This window comes from Floridaenema fluviatile BLCC-F154 (assembly GCF_041929135.1).
In the GTDB taxonomy this organism is placed as follows: domain Bacteria; phylum Cyanobacteriota; class Cyanobacteriia; order Cyanobacteriales; family Aerosakkonemataceae; genus Floridanema; species Floridanema fluviatile.
In genome coordinates, this window is record NZ_JBHFNS010000057.1 from 23,271 (window position 1) to 46,030 (window position 22,760).

Consider the following 22,760-nt stretch of genomic DNA (forward strand, 5'->3'; position numbering starts at 1 on the left):
ATTTTCCGTACTAAATAACAGAGATAAAAAACAGTACACCACCAATACCTTGAGGAATTCCACTATCAATTTGTTCTGAAGTATAAGGCATTGTATCTACTAAAGAACTTAACTCAATTTGGTCGTCACGTTGTAAGCGATAAAGTACCCGATCTAATTCTTCCCTAATTAAAGGCGGTTGTAACTTCTGCCGTAAATGAAAAATTGGCAAATAATTTTCTGTCCCTAATTCTTGGTCTAATTGCTGAATAACTTGTAAAATGTCTGCATCACTTAGCTGAGTTTCAACTTTATCTGTTGTTGCTACCTTATCTGTTTCAACTAATCGTGATTTCCGCAAAAAACGCAAATAATTAGTTAATAAATCTAAACTAATAATTGGATGAGTACCCTTGGCAGTAAATTCGTCGCGCAAATATTCTTGTCCTCGCTGGGTTAACCAAACTTCTGCTTTCTTTTTTTGCAGTTGAGTTTCTACTTCCACTAGTCCCCGTTTCGCTAAATTTTGCAGTATCTCTTCACGTTCAGCGGCTTTAACTAGGGTGATTTCACTCAGTTTAACTTTTCCAGAGGTTTTGCTAATTTTTTCTAAGACTTTTAGTTCTATTTCCCCGATCGGCAATTGAGAAGCGTCCATTTTCAACAATGCACGACCGGGGGGTAAAATCTTTACAGAGGCAATTTCGCGAGAGTAGTCTATCAGTTCCCGATCGCCTAACACCCGACAAATCTTATCTTTCCCCTTAAAGCTTTTCCAGCTAGCAGCAGCTAATGGCGATCGGTAATTTTGACAACCTAGCAACTTCAAAAGGAACTTTAGCTCATTAGAATCCATAGATAATTTTTTGTTAATCAGTAAGCTGGAAATTTTTCCCATCAGCTTACTCAAGGCTACAATTCTAATGGTAATTGCGATCGTCAAAATGCGAATCTGTAAAATTAATTAAAATTAATCTCTATGAACATCCTCATGCTTTCCTCCACCTTCCCCTACCCACCAACTCGCGGGGGAACCGAAATTAGAACCTTTAATTTACTTAAGTATCTACAACAACGTCATCAAATCACCCTCGTTACTCAGCGTCACTCAGGAGTCACTGACACCGAAGTAGCAGAACTCCGAGAATGGGTGAAAGAATTAGTGATTTTTCCCCTACCACCTGAACCAAAACAGCTAAGTGGAATTAAAGGATTAATTGGTAAAGTTTCTCGCTTTTCGGAATCTTTAATTAAAGCAACACCGCCAAATGTTTTATATCGTTATTCTCCCGAAATTCAAGCTTGGGTAGATGGCTTTGTGAAGGCGGAAAAATGCGATGTCATCACCTGCGAACATAGCGTTAATGAAATTTATGTCCGTCCTGAATTTAAAAATTCAGTTAAAACTATTGTTGATATTCATAGTTCGGTTTATGGTTGGATACGCGATCATTTGGATATGGGTGCTTCACCGAATGCGGTGCGCGATCGCCTTTACCTCAACCTACTTTTAGAACGCTACGAAAAACGCTATTCCAGCAAATTTAATTACTTAGTTGTCACCACCGAAGACGACAAACAACAATTTCTTAAATACCGTTCCGATGCCAAAATTCCCGTAATTCCCAACGGTGTAGACTTAGAATTATTCCCTTATCGAAATAGCGATCCCGGAGGATATAAACTAGCATTTGTCGGCGCAATGGACGCATCACACAACATCGACGCAGTGCGATTTTTCGCCTTAGAAGTGTTACCAGAATTGCAAAAAAATTACCCCGAAACTACTTTTAGTATTGTCGGCGCACGTCCCACCCCCGAAGTTTTAGCACTCGCAGAAACCAAAGGAGTTATTGTTACGGGAAAAGTGCCATCAATGGTAGAATATCTCCACGAAAGTGCAATTTGTGTAGTACCTTTGCGTGCAGGTTATGGGATTAAAAATAAAACCTTAGAAGCAATGGCAGCGGGATCTCCGGTTGTCGGTAGCGATCGCGGATTAGAAGGATTAGCCGTTGACACTCCCAATGTACCATTAAGAGCATTAAGAGCTAACAGCATCCCAGAATATATTAACGCCATCACTCGCTTATTTGAAAATCCAGAATTGCGGCAAGAGTTATCGAAAAACGGGCGAGATTTAGTAGAAACCGAATACACCTGGCAACGCGCCGGAAAACTTTACGAACAAGTAATCACCGATTAAGCCAATTGCGAATTTTGACTTTTACATAAGTATAAAATGGCAATTGGTAACTTTCTGCTAACAGCCAAAGTACCAAAATTAAATGAGATAAAAAAGTCAAACCCAGCCAAACTAAAGGAAAAGCAGATTGACTACTTCCTTCTTCCGGTGGGAAAATATAAGTAGAAACTCCCACAATTAAAGTTGGGAAAATTACTAAAGCCATTCCCAACAGCCACACCACAAAAGATAACTCCGAATCTTTTTGATTTGCTATTTTCCAATTTCTACCAGTCCACCGCCAAGCCATTGGTGGTGTACTATCTGCCATAATCAAAACTTGTTCTTCAATGTTAGCCGTAAAAATATGGCGACAAAAATCACAAGCAAAAGCTTCCGTGAGAGTCAAAACCGAAATATGACCATAGCGACAAACCGGACAACTATAAGCATCATGGTAGTTAAGTTTTCTGCTCTCAAGAACTGGTTTACTCGAATGCTTTGGTATATTCATCATCCCAACTAAGGATTCTCAACCTTTAAAAAGTCTTATTCGCATAGTTTAGCGATTGATGCGGTAATGTCGCTACTCCCAAGTTCGTAGTAGCGACTTCAGTCGTTACCTTGCTTGATAGTACGACTGAAGTCGCCACTACGAACTTTGACGACTGAAGTCGCTACTACGAATCAGTTTCTTTAGCGTGATGATTTTGAAATGATTCGTAGCATTTTTCAGGATCGTACAAGTGACATTCGTCGGTGATTTGTTTCATTAATGACCAAGAAAAACGATATTCTCGGACATACTCTCCCCAATTTTCCTTTAAACTGCGATGCGCTAAACGCAAATTATAAGCAGGAATAGCAGTACAAACATGGTGGGGAATATGAACGTTGATATCGTGACAGAGAAATTCCACCCAGCGAGGATAGTCACAATGAACGCTTCCGGCTAACTGCGCCATTGCTTCGTTCCATTCTGCTTCTGGTTTAAAAGGAATATCAGAATATGTGTGGTGTACCAAAGTAAAGGTACTCATCCAGAAATGGTAAACCAACCAAGGCATTAACCAAAATTTGACAAAACCCCAAATCCCAGTTGTAGCGATTAATGTGGGAAATGCGATCGCCCCAAACCCCAAAACCAATAATACAGAAAATCTTACCTGTTCCCGCTGTTTACCTTCAAATTGGTTCCAATCAAAGTGTAAAACTGCCCAGTGCGCGATCGATCCTACCCACCAAAAACGACCTCGGATCGCTCGATAACCCGATTTTTTTAATGTATCCAAACTATCGTAATACTCTGGTTTAAAAGGTTGCCAAGCATTATCCACATCTAACTTATTTGTATGAGTGTGGTGGTAATTGTGGAGAATCCGCCAACTATGAAAAGGATAAATCAAAGGCAACATCATGACATGACCCAGCAGATCGTTCACCCAACGACGGTTAGCAAATGAACGATGTCCACAGTCATGACCAATAACAAAAAAACCAGTCAGCGCCGTCCCCGTAAAAATCCAGGCGAATGGTAACAAAAACCCAGGAGAAAACACAATGCTGGCATAGCCTAAACCAACCAGCAACACATTAATTATCACCGAAGTCCAAGCTTTGCGGCGATTTTTCAGGAAAACTTCTTTTGGTAAAGTCTGCAAAATATCTCTGAGGCGGAGATTAGGAGAAACTTCAAGGGTAGATTCTAAATCTTCAGGTTTGACAAATGATAGAGTCATGAATTATTTAACTTCAACTTTTTGCGTAACCGTACAGTGCGTAGCAAAATAGACACAGAAAATTAGCCTAGTAGAAATAAATGAGTAATAGGCAATAGAGGAAAATCGTTTCCTTTTTGCTAACTCTAACTAGTAGTCAGGCTGAGGAACAATACTGGTTTTTCCGAAGAAAATACAGAGTTGCCCGTAGCGAAACTTTTCTGTTTATACCATGAGTTAAACCCGCTGGCTAGTTATGAAAAATTAGCCTGAGCCAAAATCAGAGCCAGAGTGTTCATCTATGTATCGCAGAGGAATGACAGTACTGATTTTTACTATCCTTGATGATCCTGATCGCTGATTTCAGAATCTTCTTCTGTCAAACGCTGTTGCTTGAGATTTTGTAGCTGTTGCAACAAAGTTTCTACTTCCGCTTGCAGATTTAACAGCTTAAGTTGCTGATCGGCTTGATACACCGACTTCATTTTTTCCATCATGCGGACTTGATTGCTTAGAGCTACAGACATATTGCTCACTTCTTGAACAGCGATCGCTGGACGTTGAATAGTTGATGCAGATAAACCAGTTGACATTTTCGTTGCTTAGTTATATTTGCTTACTCACACCATCTCGTAAATTCTACCCTGTAACGTTAAGCAAAGTTAAGTTTTTGAAATATTAAATTTTTCTAAAATTGGCGATCGGGGACTGGGGACTGGGGATTGGGGATTAGGGACTGGGGACTGGGGAGGTGGGGAGAAAGTTTTGAGTTTTGAGTTTTGAGCTAAAAATTCCCCTCTGCCCCTTGTCCCCTCTGCCCCTTGTCCCCTCTGCCCCTTGTCCCCTCTGCCCCTTGTCCCCTCTGCCCCTTGTCCCCTCTGCCCCTTGTCCCCTCTGCCCCCCTGCCCCCTGCCCCTCTGCCCCTCTGCCCCCCTGCCCCCCTGCCCCCCTGCCCCCCTGCCCAGAAGGAACCTTACAGGGTAAACTGAGTGTATATTTCGGAGTTATGTTGTATCTGTGAGTGTTAGTCTTTCCCTTGCTGACTCTAAGCTAAAAAGCTGGCCTGGTCTGATAGAAGCTTATCGTCCTTATTTGCCAGTGACATCGGACACGCCTGTAGTGACTTTGTTAGAAGGCAATACGCCGCTGATTCCGGTTCCGGCGATCGCTTCTCGCATCGGCAGACAAGTCCGCGTGTTCGTAAAGTATGACGGACTCAATCCCACGGGAAGTTTCAAAGACCGCGGCATGACTTTGGCAATCTCGAAAGCCAAAGAAGCTGGTGCTAAAGCCGTTATTTGTGCTAGCACTGGTAACACCTCCGCTGCTGCTGCTGCTTATGCGCGACGGGGTGGGATGCGAGCTTTTGTATTAATTCCCGATGGTTACGTTGCTTTGGGTAAATTAGCCCAAGCTTTACTGTATGGCGCAGAAGTGCTGGCAATTAAAGGTAACTTTGATGACGCACTGAAAATCGTTCGGGATATGGCCCAAAGCTATCCCGTCACCTTGGTTAACTCGGTTAACCCTTTTCGGTTAGAAGGGCAAAAAACTGGGGCTTTTGAAGTAGTCGATGCTTTAGGTAATGCGCCTGATTGGTTGTGTATCCCTGTGGGAAATGCGGGAAATATCACAGCATATTGGATGGGTTTTTGTCAATACCATCAGGAAGGAAAATGCGATCGCCTACCGAAAATGATGGGATTTCAAGCAGCGGGAGCCGCACCCATCGTTACAGGTAAACCAGTCGCTCATCCCGACACCCTAGCCACCGCCATTCGCATTGGCAACCCAGCGAGTTGGGAAAAAGCCATAGCCGCACAACAAGCTAGCCAAGGCGCATTCAATGCCGTTACCGACGAGGAAATTTTAGCCGCTTATCGGTTACTGGCTTCCGAAGAAGGAATTTTCTGTGAACCAGCTAGTGCTGCTTCGGTTGCCGGAATGCTGAAAGTTCAAGATCAAATTCCCAACGGTGCAACAGTAGTTTGTGTCCTCACGGGAAATGGACTAAAAGACCCAGATACAGCGATTAAACACTGTGAAAACCAATTTAAGAACGGGGTGGAGCCGGTCTTGTCGGCGGTAGCTGAAGTGATGGGCTTTTAGTTTTAATTGGTAATTGTACAGGTTGTTTAGTTGATGCGGGCAACTTGGCAGGTTCCGGTTGCTTCTCCTCACTTTTAAGTTTTGGTGTAGCTTCTTTAGTTTCGCCACCATGCTTAGTGAGGAGATCTACCATATCGCTTAAAGCCGTAGTTAGACTTTGACGAGTGTTGGCGTGGTTTTCTTGTTCGGTTTTTAAGGCTTTAATTAATTTCTCGCGTTCGATCGCCACTTCCAGCAATTTTCGCTGCAACTCCCCTACACCTTGTAGCTGTTCTACCTCTTGAGAAATAGCCGTTACATCCAGAGAATCATCCGTTTCTAAGGTAATACCAGTCTTTAGTTGCTGGATTTCTGCCTTCAGCGTCTTTATCATTTCCTGTGATAGCTTGGCTTCCGTGCGGCGTTGTTCTGCTTCCGTGTTGTAAAGCTCACTCCACTTAGTCGCAGTTTCTAAAGCTGTGTCGCGATCGCGTTGTGCTTGCGCCACCTGTTCCCGCAAAGCCTGAATTTCCGCTATCCACTGACTAACCTCTTGACTCATATCTTTATTTTTTTCTTATTAGCAGCTGCTTATATTAAAGACACAATGCCCATTTAGCTTTAAATATACTGGATTTTCCCAAACTAAAACTTATTAAATTTAACCTTCTCTTATTTTACTGTCGCTATGATTACAAAATCCCAACGTCAAGCATCCACCCTCAAACGCCTACGGAGGATTAGTCATGTATTAGATAACGCCATTCCCATTCCCGGAACAAAATTTCGTTTTGGTATCGATCCAATTTTAGGATTAATTCCTGGTGGAGGCGACACAGTATCAGCATTCTTTGCCGCTTACATTGTTTGGGAATCAGCAATGTTAGGATTACCAAAACAAATTTTAATGCGAATGTTTTCTAACATTCTCTTTGATACCTTTGCGGGAAGCGTACCCGTAGCTGGAGATTTATTTGATGTTGCTTGGAAAGCTAATGCCAAAAATGTTGCATTGCTAGAAGAGTACTTAAAATTACCAGAGTCAAATGAAAAACCAGATAAATGGTTTTTGTTTCTCTTGCTAATTGGGTTAATTTTGTTCGTTGCAGTTGTCGGTACGATTAGCATTTTAATAGTTAGTTTCTTTTTTAGCCTGATTACAGGTAACAGATAAATAGTGAGGAGTGAGGAAATGCAAGATTGGTGGTCAAAAACCTTTCCCAAAGGTCGGCAAACTGTTACAATTACCGACGCTAATGGTTATCCCGTGAAAATTGCTTATGGGGAAAAAGGTAAAGGCAAACCTTTATTTTTAGTACATGGAATTGGTAGCTGGAGTTATGGTTGGCGACATAATATCGATCGCCTTTCCCAACACTTTCGCGTGATTTGTTTTGATGCCAAAGGTCATGGATTTTCCGATCGACCATTATACACAGAACAAGTAGGACATCAAATCATTGAAATCAAGCGAATTATTGAAGCTTTAAGCGATGAACCTGCGATCGTTGTCGCCATTTCTTTAGGCGCATTAGTCACATTAGGTGCAGCAACTTCATACCCGGAATTATTCGCTGGTTTAGTAGTCATAAATGTACCCATTTTTCCCGAAAGATTACCCAACCGCGCCATGAGATTGCTATCTTATTTACCAATGGACTTAGTGCGAACTGTAGATAACTTAAGACTAACTAAACTCTTTGCGCCAATGGTACAAAGAATCATTGAAATTGAACGACGGGAAGTAGTAGTTAATCCAGAATCCATCACTTCCGAAGAAGTTTACTGGATTTCTTACCCCTATATCAACTTTACCAATGCGATCGCCAAATATGCCGAAGAATTGCGAAACTCTGCCAGAGAGATCGATCGTTTACTAAATAAAGAACCAAATATTATCAGCAAAATTCAAGAAAACTTACCCAAAATTCATTGTCCAACTTTGATTTTGTGGGGAGAACAAGACCGCTGGTTTGATGTTAGTAATGGAAAAAAATTACAACTACGTTTACCCGGTTCTCAATTAAAAATTTTACCAGATTGTGGACACGATCCTTCCGCCAGTTGCCCAGAAGTTGTGAACGAGGCAATTTTAGACTTTTTGCGAGATACTGATTTAGTGAGTGTCAAATAAAGGTTTATTTTCTGAAATCTAATGCTCCTCTGAGTGTGTCTTCATCCAGATACAAACGAATTTGGCTCATTTCTGCTGACTCGCAATATATTCTGCTTCCAATCGTTCATACTCGGCTTTTTCTGCTGCTAAATATGCCTCTATTTCATCAGTATTTGCATGATAATAAGCTAAGGCAGCCTAAACTTGAGCTAAATTTATAAAGCCATATTCTTGAACTATTTCTTTTGGAGTCAGTCCTTGTTTCGTTAAAACAGCTATTTGCGCCACAGAAATTCTAGTTCCGGCAATTCTGGGACGATTTCCACAGGTTTCTGGCGTGCGGATAATGAGAGTTCCAATATCAATATTTGTAGTCATATTTAACTCCTTCTAACTAATTCATATTTTAGTAGTTACATCTAAAAATAGCTATGTTTTTTCAAGCATTTAATGGCAAAATTAGAGTAAAAGTTGTGCCTACACCAATTTCACTGGTGAAACTAATTTGACCTTTGAGTAAGTTTACATAATTTTTGACAATAGCTAATCCTAAGCCAGAACCGGAAATTTTATGGGCATTTTGCCCTCGATAAAACGGTTCAAATAAATTTAATTGATCTTGGGGGAGAATACCAATTCCCCGATCGATAATTTGAAAAATCGCCTGGTCTGTATCAATAGAAAGGCGCAATTTTACAGTAGTACCTGGGGGAGAATATTTCAGGGCATTAGATAATAAGTTGGAGAGAATATAACGCAACCATTGTTCGTCAAAATTAAAAAATGAATCTTGTTTGCCTTGACAAGTAAAACTGAAATCGTGTCCCCTTTCATCAGAAATTTGTAACTCGGCTAATAATTGTTGACAAAAATATGCTAGATTTATCGGTACAGGATTAGCTTGCACTTTCCCTGGCTCAGTTCTGCCTATTACTAAAAGATCTTCAATTAGTCTGAGCATTTGTTGAGCCGAATCTTGGATTTGTTCCAAAAACTTACTTTTTCTCGCTTCTGAAAGTCGATCGTCATGAATTTGTATAGTTTGCGCCGACATAATAATCGCACTTAGCGGGTTACGAAATTCATGGAAAACCATTGAAATAAATTGTGATTTTAGCTTGTTAAGTTCTTGTTCTTTTTCTAAAGCATGATACATTTCTTCTGTTTGCTGACGTAGTTGTTGATTAGCTTGAACTAATTCGGTTGTTTGATTTTCTACTACTTGTTGTAGGGTTTCAACAACGTTGTATAATTCGATCGGGTCGAGCGATCGCAAAATATTACTTTGAGTGAGAATTCCCAACAGTTCCCCAGCAGTATCAACAACTACTAAACGGCGCACTAACCGTTGTTGCATTTGTTGATGTGCTAACCACAAAGAATCTTCTGGATGCAGACAAAATAAAGGCTGACTCATCACAGTTTCCGCCCATGTCTCCGCTAAATCGCCACCGAGAATTTGCAATTGTACAATGTCTCTTTCAGTGACTATTCCCACAGGAATAAACTGGTGATAATTTTGTTGAGAGGTAATAACTATTGAACTTACTTGATGCTGATTCATTAACTGAGCTAAATGCAAAATTGAAGTGCTAGCAGCAGCATGAATCACTTTTTTTGTCATCACATCACCAACGCGGCGCATTGCCAATAAACTGGCAGGTTGTAAAAGGCGACGAATCGTTCCTGGCGTGACAATACCAATTAATTTTTCCTGGTTATCTACAATTGGTAAATGGCGAATTCGATGTTGCCGCAATAGTGTTAAAGCGTCAAAAACATCTTTAAATTCAGATAAAGATAAAGTGGTAAGTTTTTGTGTCATAATTGCGGAAACAGGCACATTTAAGTTTTGCCCTGTTGCCACTAATTTCACAATGTCTCTTTCGGTAACTATTCCTTTGAGATAATCTTCTACAACTACTAAAACGCAACTATTTACTTCATGTTCGGCTAAATCAGAGGACAAAGCAACATCTGGTAAAGTCGAATCTTTACAATTAGTTTCTGTTTGATGATGTAAGATACTGTTTCTACCTCGAACCTGGTTCATCAATGACAGCATTTCTAGTAATGATGTGTTAGGCGATACAGTTAACGGCTGGCAGTCAATGGCTTGTTCTGGGTTCGGAAAGTCCATAGAGGAAGGAATCTCTTAGCACTGGAGTCACTTATACTAGAGTAGCTAAATTTACCTAGCAAGAATTTAAAGAATTAAAGATCTTTTGGGTACTAGGAAAATAAGAAATTCTTTAGTAGTTCACTGCATCTCTCGGTTAATCGTGCAATAATGATCCTTCTGTGACCTAACCGATCGCGCTTCCATGCCTGAATATTCACTGTCCCAAGAAGACCTCGCATCTGCCTTAGAAGGTATCAGCGATATCAACTTTCAACTCCCCGATCCCGAAGACGAACAAATTCCCGACGATCAGTTTCAAGAACAGTTAGATACCGCTTGGCAAGTTTGCGATCGCTTCGATCTGCTAACGGAAATTTGGCGAGGACGCATTTTAAGGGCAATCCGCGACAGAGAGAAGAAACGCGGCGAAGGTAGAGGTAGCGGCTTTTTAAACTGGCTAAAAGACCGAGAAATTAGCAAAAGTCAGGCATATTCTTTAATTGAACTCGCTAATAGCGCCGATACTTTACTGGAAGAAGGAAAACTCGACCCAAATGCGATTAGAAACTTCAGCAAACGCGCTTTTGTGGAAACAGCTAAATCTTCTCCAGAAGTACAACAAATGGTCACAGAAGCGGCACAAAAAGGCGATCGCATTACTAGGCGCGAAGTTCGTCAATTAACTGATGAATGGACAGCAATGAGTTCCGATCTCGTCCCGGAAGAAGTGAAAGCCAAAGTTGCCGATCGCACCCTTCCTTCCCGTTACTTAACACCTTTGGTAAAAGAATTAGGTAAGTTACCCGAATCTCATGTTAGTTTCCTCCAAGAAGAAGTAGCCGAAGAACCAACAGTAGATAAATTAAAACAGGCAACTTCTGATGCCCGGAATTTAGCAAAATATCTTCATGCTGCTGCTCAAGTGCAAGCAATTAATCAATCATCAATTGATGTGGAATTAGCATTAGAAGATGCCTTGCGAGTTGGTTGTTTAAATACGGCTTCTGACTTAGTAAAACAAGCTTCCCAATTAGAACAAACGATCGCTAAATTCTTCACAACTTGGAAACGTTTAGGCAGTTTAGCCGATCGACTTTACGTAGACACAGGCGCGAGTACTCCACATTTGCGATCGCTCCTCTCCTGCATCGAACGTCTCTCCGGCGAAGTCATCGAAGTCTCCTTAGACGACGAAGGACAGCAAATTGTTCGCCTGAGAATTCTTAGTTAAGCAAGAGGGCAGAGGGGCAGAGGGGCAGAGGGGCAGGGGGGCAGGGGGGCAGGGGGAAAAATTAACTATATCTAAGACTCCTCGCCATCTCGCCATCTCGCCATCTCCGCAGTCCTTAATTCTTAATTCCAGTAGTGGCGATACCGCGAATAAATTGCTTTTGACCGATCGCGAATAAAACAACTACTGGCACAGTAGCAATGATGACAGCAGCCATTAACAAAGGCCAATTATTTGTAAATTGTTCTTGAAACTCTGCCAAAGCTAATTGTACAGTTCTCAATTCTGGTCGAGTAGTAAAAACCAAAGGTTTAAATAAATCGTTCCACTCACCAATAAAAGTGAACAAAAACAGAGTTACCAAAGCTGGACGAGATAAAGGAATCATGAGATTCCAGAGAATTTGTAACCTATTTGCTCCATCTAAAGCAGCAGCTTCTTCCAGTTCCACAGGTATAGTTAGAAAATATTGACGCATTAAGAAGATGCTAAAACCGTTAGCAGCAGTCGGTAAAATTAGCGCCCAATAAGTGTTAATTAGATGTCCCCATTTCAGCACCAAAAAGATAGGAATTACTAATAGCTGAAAGGGAATTACTAAAGTAGCCAAAATAAGTAGTAGCAAAGCCTGACGACCACGAAATCGCAATCTAGCTAAAGCGTAACCTGCCAAAGCCGAGGTAACAACCTGAAACGCCGTCACTGCCAAAGCTACCAAAGTAGAATTAGCGAAAGCTAGTAAAAAATTACCCCGTTGCCAAGCTTCCTGGTAGTTTTCAAAAGTCAAATTTGCTGTTAAGCCGCTAGAAAGCGTCCCAGGAGGAGCAAAGGAGGTGAAGAAGACGACTAGCAAGGGTAGTAAGACTAAAGCAGCACCAAACACCAACAAAACTGGATTTAACCATGCCAGGAGAGAGCGATCGAACATCGGTGTAGTATTTGGCTGATTCATAAGTTAAGTCAGTAGAGAAACTTCTTTTAGGTATCGATTTTCTAAACATTGAGCAAAGAAGTGAATAGTTGCCTACAATAACAGACTAGGTATTAACTCCAGTGATCATGCTCAGGCTAGATATCAGTCTGGCAGATTACAGTTAATGATAAAGTAAGTCGAATGAGATGACTTGGCAAGAAAAATCAGTGATTTCTGGTGATTCTGGTAAATTGTATCTAATAATGCAGGGTAGCTTTTTTACCCTAAAATCTCAGACCAGTGTCGATTTTTGCTCGACCAATATCTACCAAATAACGTTGAGGAGACAAGTTACTTATGCCGCAGCTTGAAGCCAGTGCAGCACTAGACTTCCACAGCGAGAAATACAAAGACGCTTACAGTCGCATTAATGCGATCGTGATTGAAGGCGAACAAGAAGCCCACGAAAATTACATTCAACTGGCTAAACTGCTACCGGAGCACGAGGAAGAATTAATTCGCCTTTCCAAAATGGAAAGTCGCCACAAGAAAGGATTTGAAGCTTGTGGTCGTAATCTTCAAGTGACACCGGACATGGTATTTGCCCGTCAGTTCTTCGCCAAACTGCATCAAAATTTCCAAGATGCACTAGCCGAAGGCAAAGTGGTTACTTGTTTGCTGATTCAATCTCTGGTGATTGAGTGTTTTGCGATCGCTGCATACAACATCTACATTCCCGTAGCTGACCCCTTTGCCCGTAAAATTACCGAAGGTGTAGTCAAAGACGAATATTCACACCTCAACTTTGGCGAAGTTTGGCTGAAAGCAAACTTTGCCGCATCAAAAGCAGAATTAGAAGCAGCAAATCGGCAAAACTTACCCATAGTTTGGCAAATGCTCAATCAAGTTGCAGATGATGCTCATGTTTTGGCAATGGAAAAAGAAGCTTTAGTCGAAGATTTCATGATCGCTTACGGCGAAGCTTTAAGTAATATTGGCTTTACCACTGGCGAAATTATGCGGATGTCAGCTTACGGACTGGCAGCTGCCTAATCAATGGCTAAAACTTATCCTAAAAGCTCTCAAACAACCCGTGCTGATAGGAAAAGCAGGCAAAATCAATACTAATGCCGATTAGCTAATCATTCTTCTAATCGGCAATTTTGTGTAAGATTTTTTAACTGCAAATAATTTGATTTCATTTTCACCTCTATTTCAGGCTAAATAATAGGTCTGCTTAAAAGAATTCATGTTTGGTCTCATTGGTCACCTTACCAGTTTAGAACACGCCCAATTAGTAGCAAGAGACTTGGGCTACCCAGAATATGCCGATCAAGGCTTGGATTTTTGGTGTTCTGCTCCACCCCAGATTGTTGATGAAATTACAGTCACCAGCATTACAGGTCAAAAGATTAAAGGACAATATGTTGAATCTTGCTTTTTGCCAGAAATGTTGGCAAATAGAAGGATTAAAGCAGCAACACGCAAAATTGTAAATGCAATGGCTCATGCTCAAAAGCATGGGATTAACATTACTGCTTTAGGTGGTTTTTCTTCGATTATTTTTGAAAATTTCAATCTTAATCAAATCACTCAAGTTCGCAATATTAAATTAGAATTTGAGCGTTTTACTACAGGCAATACTCACACAGCTTACATTATTTGTCGGCAAGTAGAAGAAGCCTCGAAAAAATTGGGGATTGAACTGTCGAAGGCAACAGTAGCCATTTGTGGCGCAACAGGCGATATCGGTAGTGCAGTTTGCCGCTGGCTCAATGGGCGAACTGATGTGGCAGAGTTGTTGTTGATTGCTCGCGATCGCGATCGCTTACAATCCTTACAAGAAGAACTAGGTCGGGGCAAAATCATGGGATTAGAAGAAGCCCTACCCCTAGCCGATATCGTTGTTTGGGTCGCCAGTATGCCCAAAGGCGTAGAAATCGATCCGACTAGCTTAAAACAACCTTGTTTGTTAATTGATGGCGGCTATCCGAAAAACTTAGGCACAAAAATTCAGCATCCCGGTGTCTACGTCCTCAATGGCGGTATCGTAGAACATTCCCTCGATATTGATTGGAAAATCATGAAAATCGTGAATATGGACGTACCAACACGCCAATTATTTGCCTGTTTTGCTGAATCAATGCTACTCGAATTTGAAAAGTGGTACACCAACTTTTCTTGGGGCAGAAATCAAATTACAGTCGCCAAAATGGAACAAATCGGCGAAGTTTCACTGAAGCACGGATTTCGACCATTACTGTCATTTTGATGATGACTTAGCCTTTTTCTATCTGTAGGTTTGGGTTAATAAATATTTAACCCAACCTACGGCTCTCCGGCTCTCCCGTACTCATAGCGATACTCATCGGTAATTACGGAATAAATTCAAGTTATACAGACTAAATTAAATTCTTAGCTAAAAGAAAAATTCAAGTCTTACGTACTATACCTAAAAAACTTGGGTTTTAGGAAAATATTTAAAGACGATTATTGAGATTTATGTTTTATAAATTATGCAAATCCCTAGTGAGAATTAAGTTTCAAGAAACTCCTTAACGTACTCAGTTTTCTCCGAAAATTTACCGAAAGAACCTACAGAAAATTCACATCATTAACAAGTACTTTCCCTCTTAGCTATTGAGATTTTATTTCGTATCTTGGGATCAGATCGGCAATTTTCTTATCTTGAACTCAAAGGAGAGTAAATACTATGAAATCTCGTTTTTACGTTAAATCTTTATTGGCTGTAACTACTACTCTAATTAGTGTTTTAAGTTTCAACAGTCAAGCCAAAGCCGCAGATTTTGGTAATGCAACTCTCTCTATTGGTTTTGAATGCAATAATGATGTAACAACTTTGATTCTTGGTCAACAACCACTAGGAACTTGGCAATATTCTCATGATGCAGTAGGCGATGGAACAGGTGGTAATCATTACGATTTATATGGCATGGGTTTTATGGAAGATGCCAAATACACCTACTTTGCCATTAATACTTACAATATGGGAATAGACGCAGGTATAGACACCGTAAATGACAAAGGAAAAACCGTATACAACATCGGTTGGGGTGATTTATTAATTAACACGACTGGAAAAAATGTAGCTGAAGCGAACGGTAATCTTTTTGGTGTTCACTTTGGCGGTAACACTAGTGGAGTTTCCCAAGTTGGCTTATACGGTAATGTTGTAGGAGCCAGTGTAGCAGGTTTACATACAAGCGGAGTTCACGAAAACTTATCTGCTTATGCTAACAATTTTGCTCAATCTAAACCGATTCCAACATTAGCAGAATACCAGCAATGGAGTTTGGAAACATACGTGAGTTATCAACCAGATAGCACACAACAAGCGTTTATAAATGTGAATTTCAGTTTGGATGATTATGTACAAACTCAATCAGCTAGCGTGCAAAAAGCTTTTAAAGATGTTAATTTAAGTTTTGAAAATTACTTACAACAGCAAAACAATAGTACTAAACAAGCTTTTGTGGATGTTAATTTAAGTTTTGAAGATTACTTGAATCGACAATCCCCAACGACTAAAACCAAGTATCATGATGGTCACTCAAGCACAGTTCAAAGTGTCAATAATAATTATCAGAAATTATTGACCAATGCTCAAACTAAAGTAAATCAGACTCAAAATAATTATGCAACGTTGATTGAAAAGGCGCAAACAACAGTCAACAGTACTACAACCAAATATGAGGAGTTTATTGTTAAAGCTCAAGAGACTGTCAGCAAAACCCAAGAAAATTACACCAAAGATCTAAGTGCAGCTAACGTCAATAACAGTTACAGCAGCTTGGTTAGTAAATACACTAAAATCAACACTCTGAACGATAAAATGTTTGGCAGTTTGTCTCGTGAAGAAGGATTAGCTTACTTTGACCAAAAAGGTGCAAACGTAATTGGTTCGGGAAATTGGTTAGGACAGATTGAAATGCTCAATCTCGATCAATTAACCGCAGCTGGTTACAATAAATCATTATTCCAAGGCGGACAAACGATCGCTTTTCGGATCGAACGTTCCGCATTTGATCCAGAGTCAGTTCCCGAACCTGCAACTTTACTTGGTTTAGCTACTGTTGGTTTAGCTTTGGTTAATCGTAAACGTTTTTGCAAGTCGGTAAACTAATTGCGATCGACAATGATTTAACTTTTTTGCTACCTGTAGGTTGGGTTAAATATTGGTTAACCCAACCTACTATTTTTTAATTTGTTATATTATTGCTCCACTCTCAAATCGCAATTGGCTCTCAATTTGACTTAAAGATGTTACTCCCTCAACGCTGGCAATTAAATCAGAACGGTCTATAGCTTTGATATAACTAAATATATTCAAACTATCACCAGATTGAACAAAATTATAATCACTTGTTGCCCCTGCTAACAGAATTTCATCTTTGCCAATTTCATAATTTTTAATTAGGGCATAATCAGCATCTCCGCCCAATCGATAAAAAGGCAAAGCATAAACTGGAGCATTTGGCAGGTTCGTCAACGGAAGAGATTGACCCAAAACAAAAGTATCTTGTCCATTGCCACCAACAAGGACATCAACTTGGCCAAACCCCTCGCCAAAAAGTAAACGTTGACCTCCAGTGAGAGTACCATTTATTACTTCTGGCACAATATATGTGTCTACTCCATACAGTTTAGTTAATTGGCCAAAAGCAGTAACAGTATCGTTGCCTTTCGTGCCACTAAAAATACCGACTCTGCCCTCAAATTGTCCCTGTGTAATGTAATGTTCTAAACTAGAAGCAAACAAACCAGCTTTTACAGCTGCTTCTACATCCGCATTGACTTTTTCACTAGTAGATAGCCCAAAATAAGCAAATTCATTAAAATTAGTTCCCGAACTTTTTGCCGATTTTCCTATTTTTAAGTAATGGTCTAAACCAGAACTATATCTACCAACTGTGACCGCCGCCTGGACTGATGGATTATTCCGAAAATAAAACTGTTGATCGAACAGTAAACTAGCTTGCCGATCTTCAGTTTCACCAACGAAAATAAAGTGCTGTAATCCAGAACTTAACATCCCAGTAGTAACTGCTGTCGCTACATCAGGATTTTTCTGTAAATAGTAATTTTCGTCATAGAAAGGTGAAACTGAAACTCGTCCCTCTGTCAAACCAAATTTTTGAAAATGTTCTAAACCAGATGAGAAAAATCCGGCATTGATAGCTGCTTGCACATCAGGATTATGGGCGAGGTAAAAAGATTCGTTAAATACTGAGAAGCTCATATTTGACTCCAAAAAAGAGAATACCGTTCTCGTCAACTAGATTTTTTACGTCTGTAGGTCAGGAGGAATAAATTTTTTCTAAACCCACTATTTTGGAATCTTTAATTACACCATTTGCCCACCTGTAAATTGCAATTTATATTGAATTTCATTTAGAGATATTACTCCCTCAACCCTGGCAACTAAATCAGGATTTTCCAAACGCACGAGAGAAGAATTATTACCAACATTAACGCCACTGAGATATATATTCAAATTATCGCCAGATTGAACAAAATCATAATTCCATACTGCCCCAGCTAAGACAATTTCATCTTTGCCGATTTCATAATTTCTAATCCAGGCATAATCAGCATCTCCATTTCCTTGATAAAATGGCACAGCGATCGAATAACTTTCGCTGGGAAAAGATCCGGTAGTAATAGTTTGCCCTAAAACAAAAGTATCTTGTCCATTACCACCAAAAAGAACATCAGCTTCGTTAACTCCAAAGCCTAAATGTAAAGCTTGACCTCCAGTGGGAGTAGCACCCCTTAATTCTGGCCCAATATTTGCATCTACTCCGTAAAGTGTATCTATTTGTCCAAAAGCAACAACTGTATCGTTGCCTGTTGTGCCATTAAAAGTACCACCTCCTCTGTCCTCAAATTGTCCGAATTTAATGTAATGTTCTAAAGTCGAAGCAAATAAACCAGCTTGTACGGCTGCTTCTACATCTGGATTGACTTTTTCTAAATTCAATGTTTCAGGAGATAGCTTAGTTATCCCACTATAAGCAAATTCGTTAAAACTGGTTCCAGAGCGATTTTCCGATTGTCCAAATTGTAAGTAATGAGTTAAACCAGAACTAAGATTACCCGATGTTACTGCTGCTGCCACATCGGGATTTTTCCGCGAATAAAATTGTTCATCAAACAGCAAACTAGCTCGCCGACCTTCAGTTTCACCAGCTAAGATAAAGTGTTCTAAACCAGAACGTAAAAATCCAGAGGTAACTGCTGTACCTACGTCAGGATTTTTTCGCAAATAGTACTGTTCGTCATAGAAAGGTGAGACGTTAACTCGTCCTTCTGCTAATCCGAATTTTTGGAAATGTTCTAGACCAGAAGCGAAATTTCCTGCATTGACAGCTGCTTGCACATCAGGGTTATGTGCTAGGTAAAAAGATTCGTTAAATACTGAAAAGCTCATATTCTTTTATCAAGTAGAACACTTCAATAATACCTTTGATTTAAGAGATATTCCTGATTTTTTTCTGTAAATAATTATCAAGTTATTTGTCCGATCGCCAAAGAAGAATACCATCAATATTAGTTAAAAAATCTGGTAAATTTCCAGCGCAAACTTTACCCGCTAGAGTGGAAAAATTGACTGAGTTTACTGGCAGCAAAGATGGCGATCGCTGCTGTAATTTTGTACCTAAATTAGTCTTTTTTCCATCTCTAGATTGGGTTAATAAATATTTAAGCTCAACTTACTATTTTTACCACATAAATCCCCCCGCAAATTGTAACTTACTCTCAATTTGACTTAGAGAAGTTACTCCCTCAACTTGAGCAATTAAATCAGGAGTAGTTAATGGTTGATTCTCATAACTAGAACGACTGATAATTATATTCAAACTATCGCCAGACTGCACAAAATCATAATTACTTGCTGCCCCAGCTAACACAATTTCATCTTTGCCAATTTCATAATTTTCAATTCTGGCATAATCAGCATCTCCATTTCCTCGATAAAAGGGGCTAGCACTAGAACTCCCTCTGCCCACAATCGCTCGTCCCAAAACAAAAGTATCTTGTCCATTACCACCAACAAGGACATCAACTTCGTTAATTCCATTGCCAAAATATAAAGCTTGACCTCCAATGAGAGTACCAGCCTCTTCTGCTTGACGGATAGTTGTACCTACTCCATAAATTGCACTTATTTGACCGAAACCAGTAACAGTATCGTTGCCGTTTGTGCCATTAAAAATAGCTCTTCGACCTTCAAATTGTCCATATTGAATGTAATGCTCCAAAGCCGAAGCAAAATAACCAGCTTTTATGGCTTCTTCTACATCTGGATTGACTTTTGTATTAGTAGATAGCCCAATATAACCAAATTCGTTAAAATTGGTTCCTGAAAGATATATTGCTTGTCCAACTTGTAAGTAATGCGCTAAACCAGAACTAAATCTACCATTTGCTACCTGCGTCGCTACATCGGGATTATTCCGAAAATAAAACTCTCCATCAAATAGTAAACTAGCTCGCCGACCTTCGGTTTCACCAGCTAAGATAAAATGTTGTAAACCAGAACGCAAAGTTCCCGAAGCAACTGCCGTTTCTACATCTGGATTTTTTTGCAAATAGTACTGTTCGTCATAAAAAGGTGAGATGAAAACTCGGTTTTCTGCTTCACCTGCGGCAAAAAAGTGTTGTATACCAGAACGGAAGTTTCCAGAGGCAACTGCTGTGGCTACATCTGGATTTTTCTGTAAGTAGAACCGTTCGTCATAGAAAGGTGAGACGGAAACCCTTCCTTCTGCTTCACCAGTTAAGATAAATTGTTCTAAACCAGAATGATATGTCCCGAAGGCAACGTCTGTGGCGACATCAGAATTTTTTCGTAAATAGTACTTTTCGTCATAGAAGGGTGAGACGGAAACCCGTCCTTCTGCCAAACCAAATTTTTGAAAATGTTCAAGTCCAGAGGAGAAATATCCGGCATTGATAGCTGTTTGGACATCAGGATTATGGGCTAGGTAAAAAGATTCGTTAAATACTGAAAAGCTCATATTCTTTTGTCAAGTATAATAATTCAATAATACCTTTGGGTTGAGAGATATTCCTGAAATTTTTCGGTAAAGAATTATTAAAATATTTGTTCGATCGCCAAAGAAGAATCCCGTCAATATTAGTTGAAAAATCTAGTAACTTTTCAGTGTAACCCTTACCCGCTAAAATGGAAAAAATTGACCGGATTTATTGTCAAGATGGCGATCGTCCTTAACCCAGATTAACCTTTTTTCTATCTCTAGATTCGGTTAATAAATATTTAAATAAAATTTAATAGTTTGAAAATAAAAATTAGATCGAAAATTCGTATATGTTAGCCTAAGCAAATCTTTATTGAATTTATAGCTTGACTTTGATATATATTCTTCAAGCTTGGTGATAAAGAATTGTCAAGAAAGGTGTACGATCAGAAAGGCACATTATAGTTAGTAGTAATTGAGCAAAGTGGTAACTTCCGAGCGCAAACCTTACCTATTAGATTTTGAAAAGCCCCTGGCTGAGTTAGAAAATCGGATCGAGCAGATCCGCGAGCTAGCTACAGAAAACGGAGTTGATGTCACCGATCAGATTCGCCAGCTGGAATCACGAGCTTTAGAACTGCGTCACGAAATTTTTAGTAATCTGTCTCCCGCCCAAAAGTTACAGTTGGCGCGTCATCCCCGTCGCCCTAGTACTTTGGATTATATTCAAGCGATTAGTGATGAGTGGATGGAGTTACATGGCGATCGCAATGGTAGCGATGACCCCGCTTTAGTGGGCGGTGTCGGTAGTATCGCAGGTCGTCCGGTGGTAATGTTGGGACATCAAAAAGGTCGCGATACTAAAGATAACGTTCAACGGCGCTTTGGGATGGCTTCTCCGGGAGGTTATCGCAAAGCAATGCGATTAATGGAACACGCCGATCGCTTCAGTATGCCAATTATTACTTTTATTGATACTCCCGGTGCTTGGGCTGGTGTGGAAGCGGAACAGTTAGGGCAAGGAGAAGCGATCGCTTACAATCTCAGAGAAATGTTTCGCTTAGAAGTACCGATTATTTGTACTGTGATCGGTGAAGGTGGTTCCGGTGGCGCTTTGGGAATTGGAGTGGGCGATCGACTTTTAATGTTTGAACACTCGGTTTACACTGTCGCTAGTCCCGAAGCCTGCGCTTCTATCCTCTGGAAAGATGCCGCTAAAGCTCCCCAAGCCGCGGAAGCTCTGAAAATTACCGCCTTAGATTTGAAAAATTTGGGAATTTTAGACGACTTATTAGTAGAACCGATCGGCGGCGCTCACTCCGATCCCCTGAAAACAGCTGCTATCCTAAAACAAGCACTGTTACATCACTTAACAGAACTTTGCCAACTCAACAATAGCGAACGTCGGGAATTACGTTATCAAAAGTTCCGTCGTATCGGCGTATTTATGGAATTGTCAGCTTGAAATCTTTTCTTTTAGTTTCAAGTCTGTAACAAATGGTATAATCAAAACGTAACATTTGTTTACACGAACTCTCATACTCAGCAAGCTCTAGGTAAGCTCAGTCTTCGAGAGTACCATCAAAAATTTTGGGAATATCAACTTGTCCCTTGGCAGTTGCCCGGAAGCGATGGGTGTGAAAAGCAAATTTCAAGACAATTCGACTCCATGAGTGCTTCCACTGAAAGACGCGCACTGATTACAGGAGCCAGCAGTGGCATTGGTAAGGCGACCGCTTTAGCATTTGCTGACGCTGGGATTCATGTAGGATTATTAAGTCGCTCTCAAGAAAAATTAGCGACTGTGGTTCAAGAAGCGGCAAAAGCTGGGGTAACAGCGAAAGCTTATCCCATCGACTTAGCTGAAATTGACCAGGTAAAAGCAAAAATCCAAGCGATCGCGGCAGATTTTGGCCCGATCGACATCCTCGTAAACAATGCCGGGATGGGATACACCAAAAACATTCTCGATACACCGCTTTCTGACTGGCAAAAGGTAATTGACCTGAATCTTACCAGTGTATTCCAGTGTATTCAAGGTATATTGCCTCAAATGCGCGATCGCCAAAGCGGAACCATTATTAACGTGATCTCAATCGCAGGTCAACAAGTTTTTCCTGGTTGGGGCCCGTACTGCGTCAGCAAATTTGGCTTGATGGCACTTTCCAAAACTGTAGCAGCTGAAGAACGAGCTCACGGCATTCGAGTAAGTGCGATCTGTCCGGGTGTAGTGAATACGCCAATTTGGGACACAGAAACGGTTGATGCAGATTTCGATCGAAAAGCCATGCTCAACCCAGAAACCGTAGCTCACTCAATTCTAGTCGCTGCACTGCTACCACAAGAAGCAGCGATCGAAGAATTAACCCTGATGCCTAGTGCTGGCAAATTCTAAGGACTTACCC

At 40.4% G+C, this 22,760-nt stretch carries 20 protein-coding genes and 1 pseudogene; 10 read left to right on the forward strand and 11 right to left on the reverse strand.

From position 1 onward, the window contains the following. Positions 1 to 10: 10 nt before the first annotated feature. Complete coding sequence (locus ACE1B6_RS13715) at positions 11 to 835, reverse strand: transcription factor RcaD (protein WP_413257801.1); 825 nt, start codon at positions 833 to 835, stop codon at positions 11 to 13. A 123-nt stretch (positions 836 to 958) separates the two neighbouring features. On the opposite strand from ACE1B6_RS13715, the gene ACE1B6_RS13720 reads away from it, so the two are divergent. Next, a complete protein-coding gene (locus ACE1B6_RS13720) occupies positions 959 to 2,185 on the forward strand; it encodes a glycosyltransferase family 4 protein (RefSeq protein WP_413257802.1) in 1,227 nt (408 codons plus the stop codon). Here the strand turns inward: ACE1B6_RS13720 and ACE1B6_RS13725 are convergent. The 3 genes from ACE1B6_RS13725 to ACE1B6_RS13735 all read right to left on the reverse strand — a co-directional run bounded on the left by ACE1B6_RS13725 (position 2,175) and on the right by ACE1B6_RS13735 (position 4,475). Continuing rightward, a complete protein-coding gene (locus tag ACE1B6_RS13725) occupies positions 2,175 to 2,681 on the reverse strand; it encodes a hypothetical protein (protein ID WP_413257803.1) in 507 nt (168 codons plus the stop codon). The two genes, ACE1B6_RS13720 and ACE1B6_RS13725, sit on opposite strands and share 11 nt — an antisense overlap. A gap of 163 nt (positions 2,682 to 2,844) precedes the next feature. Continuing rightward, positions 2,845 to 3,903: a fatty acid desaturase gene (locus ACE1B6_RS13730; protein WP_413257804.1), complete on the reverse strand. Its 1,059-nt coding sequence runs from the start codon at positions 3,901 to 3,903 to the stop codon at positions 2,845 to 2,847. A 314-nt stretch (positions 3,904 to 4,217) separates the two neighbouring features. After that, the gene (locus tag ACE1B6_RS13735) at positions 4,218 to 4,475 is read right to left on the reverse strand and encodes a hypothetical protein (RefSeq protein ID WP_413257805.1); all 258 of its coding nucleotides are present in this window, start codon (positions 4,473 to 4,475) and stop codon (positions 4,218 to 4,220) included. A 424-nt stretch (positions 4,476 to 4,899) separates the two neighbouring features. On the opposite strand from ACE1B6_RS13735, the gene thrC reads away from it, so the two are divergent. Beyond that, positions 4,900 to 5,991, forward strand: coding sequence for a threonine synthase (gene thrC / locus ACE1B6_RS13740; protein ID WP_413257806.1), 1,092 nt, complete (start codon positions 4,900 to 4,902; stop codon positions 5,989 to 5,991). Here the strand turns inward: thrC and ACE1B6_RS13745 are convergent. Beyond that, complete coding sequence (locus tag ACE1B6_RS13745) at positions 5,936 to 6,532, reverse strand: hypothetical protein (RefSeq protein WP_413257807.1); 597 nt, start codon at positions 6,530 to 6,532, stop codon at positions 5,936 to 5,938. The genes thrC and ACE1B6_RS13745 overlap by 56 nt on opposite strands. 126 nt (positions 6,533 to 6,658) lie before the next feature. On the opposite strand from ACE1B6_RS13745, the gene ACE1B6_RS13750 reads away from it, so the two are divergent. Then, positions 6,659 to 7,144, forward strand: coding sequence for a DUF4112 domain-containing protein (locus tag ACE1B6_RS13750; protein WP_413257808.1), 486 nt, complete (start codon positions 6,659 to 6,661; stop codon positions 7,142 to 7,144). An 18-nt stretch (positions 7,145 to 7,162) separates the two neighbouring features. Further along, positions 7,163 to 8,104, forward strand: coding sequence for an alpha/beta fold hydrolase (locus ACE1B6_RS13755; protein ID WP_413257809.1), 942 nt, complete (start codon positions 7,163 to 7,165; stop codon positions 8,102 to 8,104). 66 nt (positions 8,105 to 8,170) lie between these two features. On the opposite strand, the pseudogene ACE1B6_RS30080 reads toward ACE1B6_RS13755, so the two are convergent. Continuing rightward, positions 8,171 to 8,464: pseudogene (locus ACE1B6_RS30080) on the reverse strand (DUF433 domain-containing protein). Between the two features lie 61 nt (positions 8,465 to 8,525). After that, positions 8,526 to 10,226: a CBS domain-containing protein gene (locus ACE1B6_RS13765; RefSeq protein ID WP_413257811.1), complete on the reverse strand. Its 1,701-nt coding sequence runs from the start codon at positions 10,224 to 10,226 to the stop codon at positions 8,526 to 8,528. Positions 10,227 to 10,410: 184 nt separating this feature from the next. On the opposite strand from ACE1B6_RS13765, the gene ACE1B6_RS13770 reads away from it, so the two are divergent. Next, the gene (locus ACE1B6_RS13770; protein ID WP_413257812.1) at positions 10,411 to 11,439 is read left to right on the forward strand and encodes a hypothetical protein; all 1,029 of its coding nucleotides are present in this window, start codon (positions 10,411 to 10,413) and stop codon (positions 11,437 to 11,439) included. A 115-nt stretch (positions 11,440 to 11,554) separates the two neighbouring features. Here ACE1B6_RS13770 and ACE1B6_RS13775 read toward each other — a convergent pair whose 3' ends face one another. After that, positions 11,555 to 12,367: a carbohydrate ABC transporter permease gene (locus tag ACE1B6_RS13775; RefSeq protein ID WP_413257930.1), complete on the reverse strand. Its 813-nt coding sequence runs from the start codon at positions 12,365 to 12,367 to the stop codon at positions 11,555 to 11,557. Positions 12,368 to 12,709: 342 nt separating this feature from the next. On the opposite strand from ACE1B6_RS13775, the gene ACE1B6_RS13780 reads away from it, so the two are divergent. The 3 genes from ACE1B6_RS13780 to ACE1B6_RS13790 all read left to right on the forward strand — a co-directional run bounded on the left by ACE1B6_RS13780 (position 12,710) and on the right by ACE1B6_RS13790 (position 16,496). Beyond that, complete coding sequence (locus ACE1B6_RS13780) at positions 12,710 to 13,405, forward strand: aldehyde oxygenase (deformylating) (RefSeq protein WP_413257813.1); 696 nt, start codon at positions 12,710 to 12,712, stop codon at positions 13,403 to 13,405. 196 nt (positions 13,406 to 13,601) lie between these two features. Continuing rightward, a complete protein-coding gene (locus tag ACE1B6_RS13785) occupies positions 13,602 to 14,624 on the forward strand; it encodes a long-chain acyl-[acyl-carrier-protein] reductase (RefSeq protein ID WP_413257814.1) in 1,023 nt (340 codons plus the stop codon). A gap of 441 nt (positions 14,625 to 15,065) precedes the next feature. Beyond that, positions 15,066 to 16,496, forward strand: coding sequence for a PEP-CTERM sorting domain-containing protein (locus tag ACE1B6_RS13790; protein ID WP_413257815.1), 1,431 nt, complete (start codon positions 15,066 to 15,068; stop codon positions 16,494 to 16,496). An 84-nt stretch (positions 16,497 to 16,580) separates the two neighbouring features. Here ACE1B6_RS13790 and ACE1B6_RS13795 read toward each other — a convergent pair whose 3' ends face one another. The 3 genes from ACE1B6_RS13795 to ACE1B6_RS13805 all read right to left on the reverse strand — a co-directional run bounded on the left by ACE1B6_RS13795 (position 16,581) and on the right by ACE1B6_RS13805 (position 20,394). Then, positions 16,581 to 17,612 (reverse strand): hypothetical protein, encoded by a 1,032-nt coding sequence (locus ACE1B6_RS13795; protein ID WP_413257816.1) that lies wholly within the window; start codon positions 17,610 to 17,612, stop codon positions 16,581 to 16,583. Between the two features lie 105 nt (positions 17,613 to 17,717). After that, the gene (locus ACE1B6_RS13800; RefSeq protein WP_413257817.1) at positions 17,718 to 18,803 is read right to left on the reverse strand and encodes a hypothetical protein; all 1,086 of its coding nucleotides are present in this window, start codon (positions 18,801 to 18,803) and stop codon (positions 17,718 to 17,720) included. A 292-nt stretch (positions 18,804 to 19,095) separates the two neighbouring features. Then, positions 19,096 to 20,394: a hypothetical protein gene (locus ACE1B6_RS13805; RefSeq protein WP_413257818.1), complete on the reverse strand. Its 1,299-nt coding sequence runs from the start codon at positions 20,392 to 20,394 to the stop codon at positions 19,096 to 19,098. Between the two features lie 445 nt (positions 20,395 to 20,839). Between ACE1B6_RS13805 and ACE1B6_RS13810 the strand changes: the two genes are divergently transcribed. Next, on the forward strand, positions 20,840 to 21,820 hold the full coding sequence (locus tag ACE1B6_RS13810; protein ID WP_413257819.1) for an acetyl-CoA carboxylase carboxyltransferase subunit alpha: 981 nt from the start codon (positions 20,840 to 20,842) through the stop codon (positions 21,818 to 21,820). Positions 21,821 to 22,024: 204 nt separating this feature from the next. Beyond that, positions 22,025 to 22,750, forward strand: a complete 726-nt coding sequence (locus ACE1B6_RS13815; RefSeq protein ID WP_413257820.1) for an SDR family oxidoreductase — start codon at positions 22,025 to 22,027, stop codon at positions 22,748 to 22,750. Positions 22,751 to 22,760 lie beyond the last annotated feature (10 nt).

Bases quoted from the DNA above. Each gene is read 5' to 3' on its own strand.
- ACE1B6_RS13765 (WP_413257811.1), bottom strand. From the start codon at position 10,226: ATGGACTTTCCGAACCCAGAACAAGCCATTGACTGCCAGCCGTTAACT.
- ACE1B6_RS13715 (WP_413257801.1), bottom strand. From the start codon at position 835: ATGGATTCTAATGAGCTAAAGTTCCTTTTGAAGTTGCTAGGTTGTCAA.
- ACE1B6_RS13750 (WP_413257808.1), top strand. From the start codon at position 6,659: ATGATTACAAAATCCCAACGTCAAGCATCCACCCTCAAACGCCTACGG.
- ACE1B6_RS13785 (WP_413257814.1), top strand. From the start codon at position 13,602: ATGTTTGGTCTCATTGGTCACCTTACCAGTTTAGAACACGCCCAATTA.
- ACE1B6_RS13780 (WP_413257813.1), top strand. From the start codon at position 12,710: ATGCCGCAGCTTGAAGCCAGTGCAGCACTAGACTTCCACAGCGAGAAA.
- ACE1B6_RS13745 (WP_413257807.1), bottom strand. From the start codon at position 6,532: ATGAGTCAAGAGGTTAGTCAGTGGATAGCGGAAATTCAGGCTTTGCGG.
- ACE1B6_RS13725 (WP_413257803.1), bottom strand. From the start codon at position 2,681: ATGATGAATATACCAAAGCATTCGAGTAAACCAGTTCTTGAGAGCAGA.
- ACE1B6_RS13795 (WP_413257816.1), bottom strand. From the start codon at position 17,612: ATGAGCTTCTCAGTATTTAACGAATCTTTTTACCTCGCCCATAATCCT.
- ACE1B6_RS13805 (WP_413257818.1), bottom strand. From the start codon at position 20,394: ATGAGCTTTTCAGTATTTAACGAATCTTTTTACCTAGCCCATAATCCT.
- ACE1B6_RS13730 (WP_413257804.1), bottom strand. From the start codon at position 3,903: ATGACTCTATCATTTGTCAAACCTGAAGATTTAGAATCTACCCTTGAA.
- ACE1B6_RS13720 (WP_413257802.1), top strand. From the start codon at position 959: ATGAACATCCTCATGCTTTCCTCCACCTTCCCCTACCCACCAACTCGC.
- ACE1B6_RS13755 (WP_413257809.1), top strand. From the start codon at position 7,163: ATGCAAGATTGGTGGTCAAAAACCTTTCCCAAAGGTCGGCAAACTGTT.
- ACE1B6_RS13815 (WP_413257820.1), top strand. From the start codon at position 22,025: ATGAGTGCTTCCACTGAAAGACGCGCACTGATTACAGGAGCCAGCAGT.
- ACE1B6_RS13735 (WP_413257805.1), bottom strand. From the start codon at position 4,475: ATGTCAACTGGTTTATCTGCATCAACTATTCAACGTCCAGCGATCGCT.
- ACE1B6_RS13800 (WP_413257817.1), bottom strand. From the start codon at position 18,803: ATGAGCTTTTCAGTATTTAACGAATCTTTTTACCTAGCACATAACCCT.
- ACE1B6_RS13790 (WP_413257815.1), top strand. From the start codon at position 15,066: ATGAAATCTCGTTTTTACGTTAAATCTTTATTGGCTGTAACTACTACT.
- ACE1B6_RS13775 (WP_413257930.1), bottom strand. From the start codon at position 12,367: ATGTTCGATCGCTCTCTCCTGGCATGGTTAAATCCAGTTTTGTTGGTG.
- ACE1B6_RS13770 (WP_413257812.1), top strand. From the start codon at position 10,411: ATGCCTGAATATTCACTGTCCCAAGAAGACCTCGCATCTGCCTTAGAA.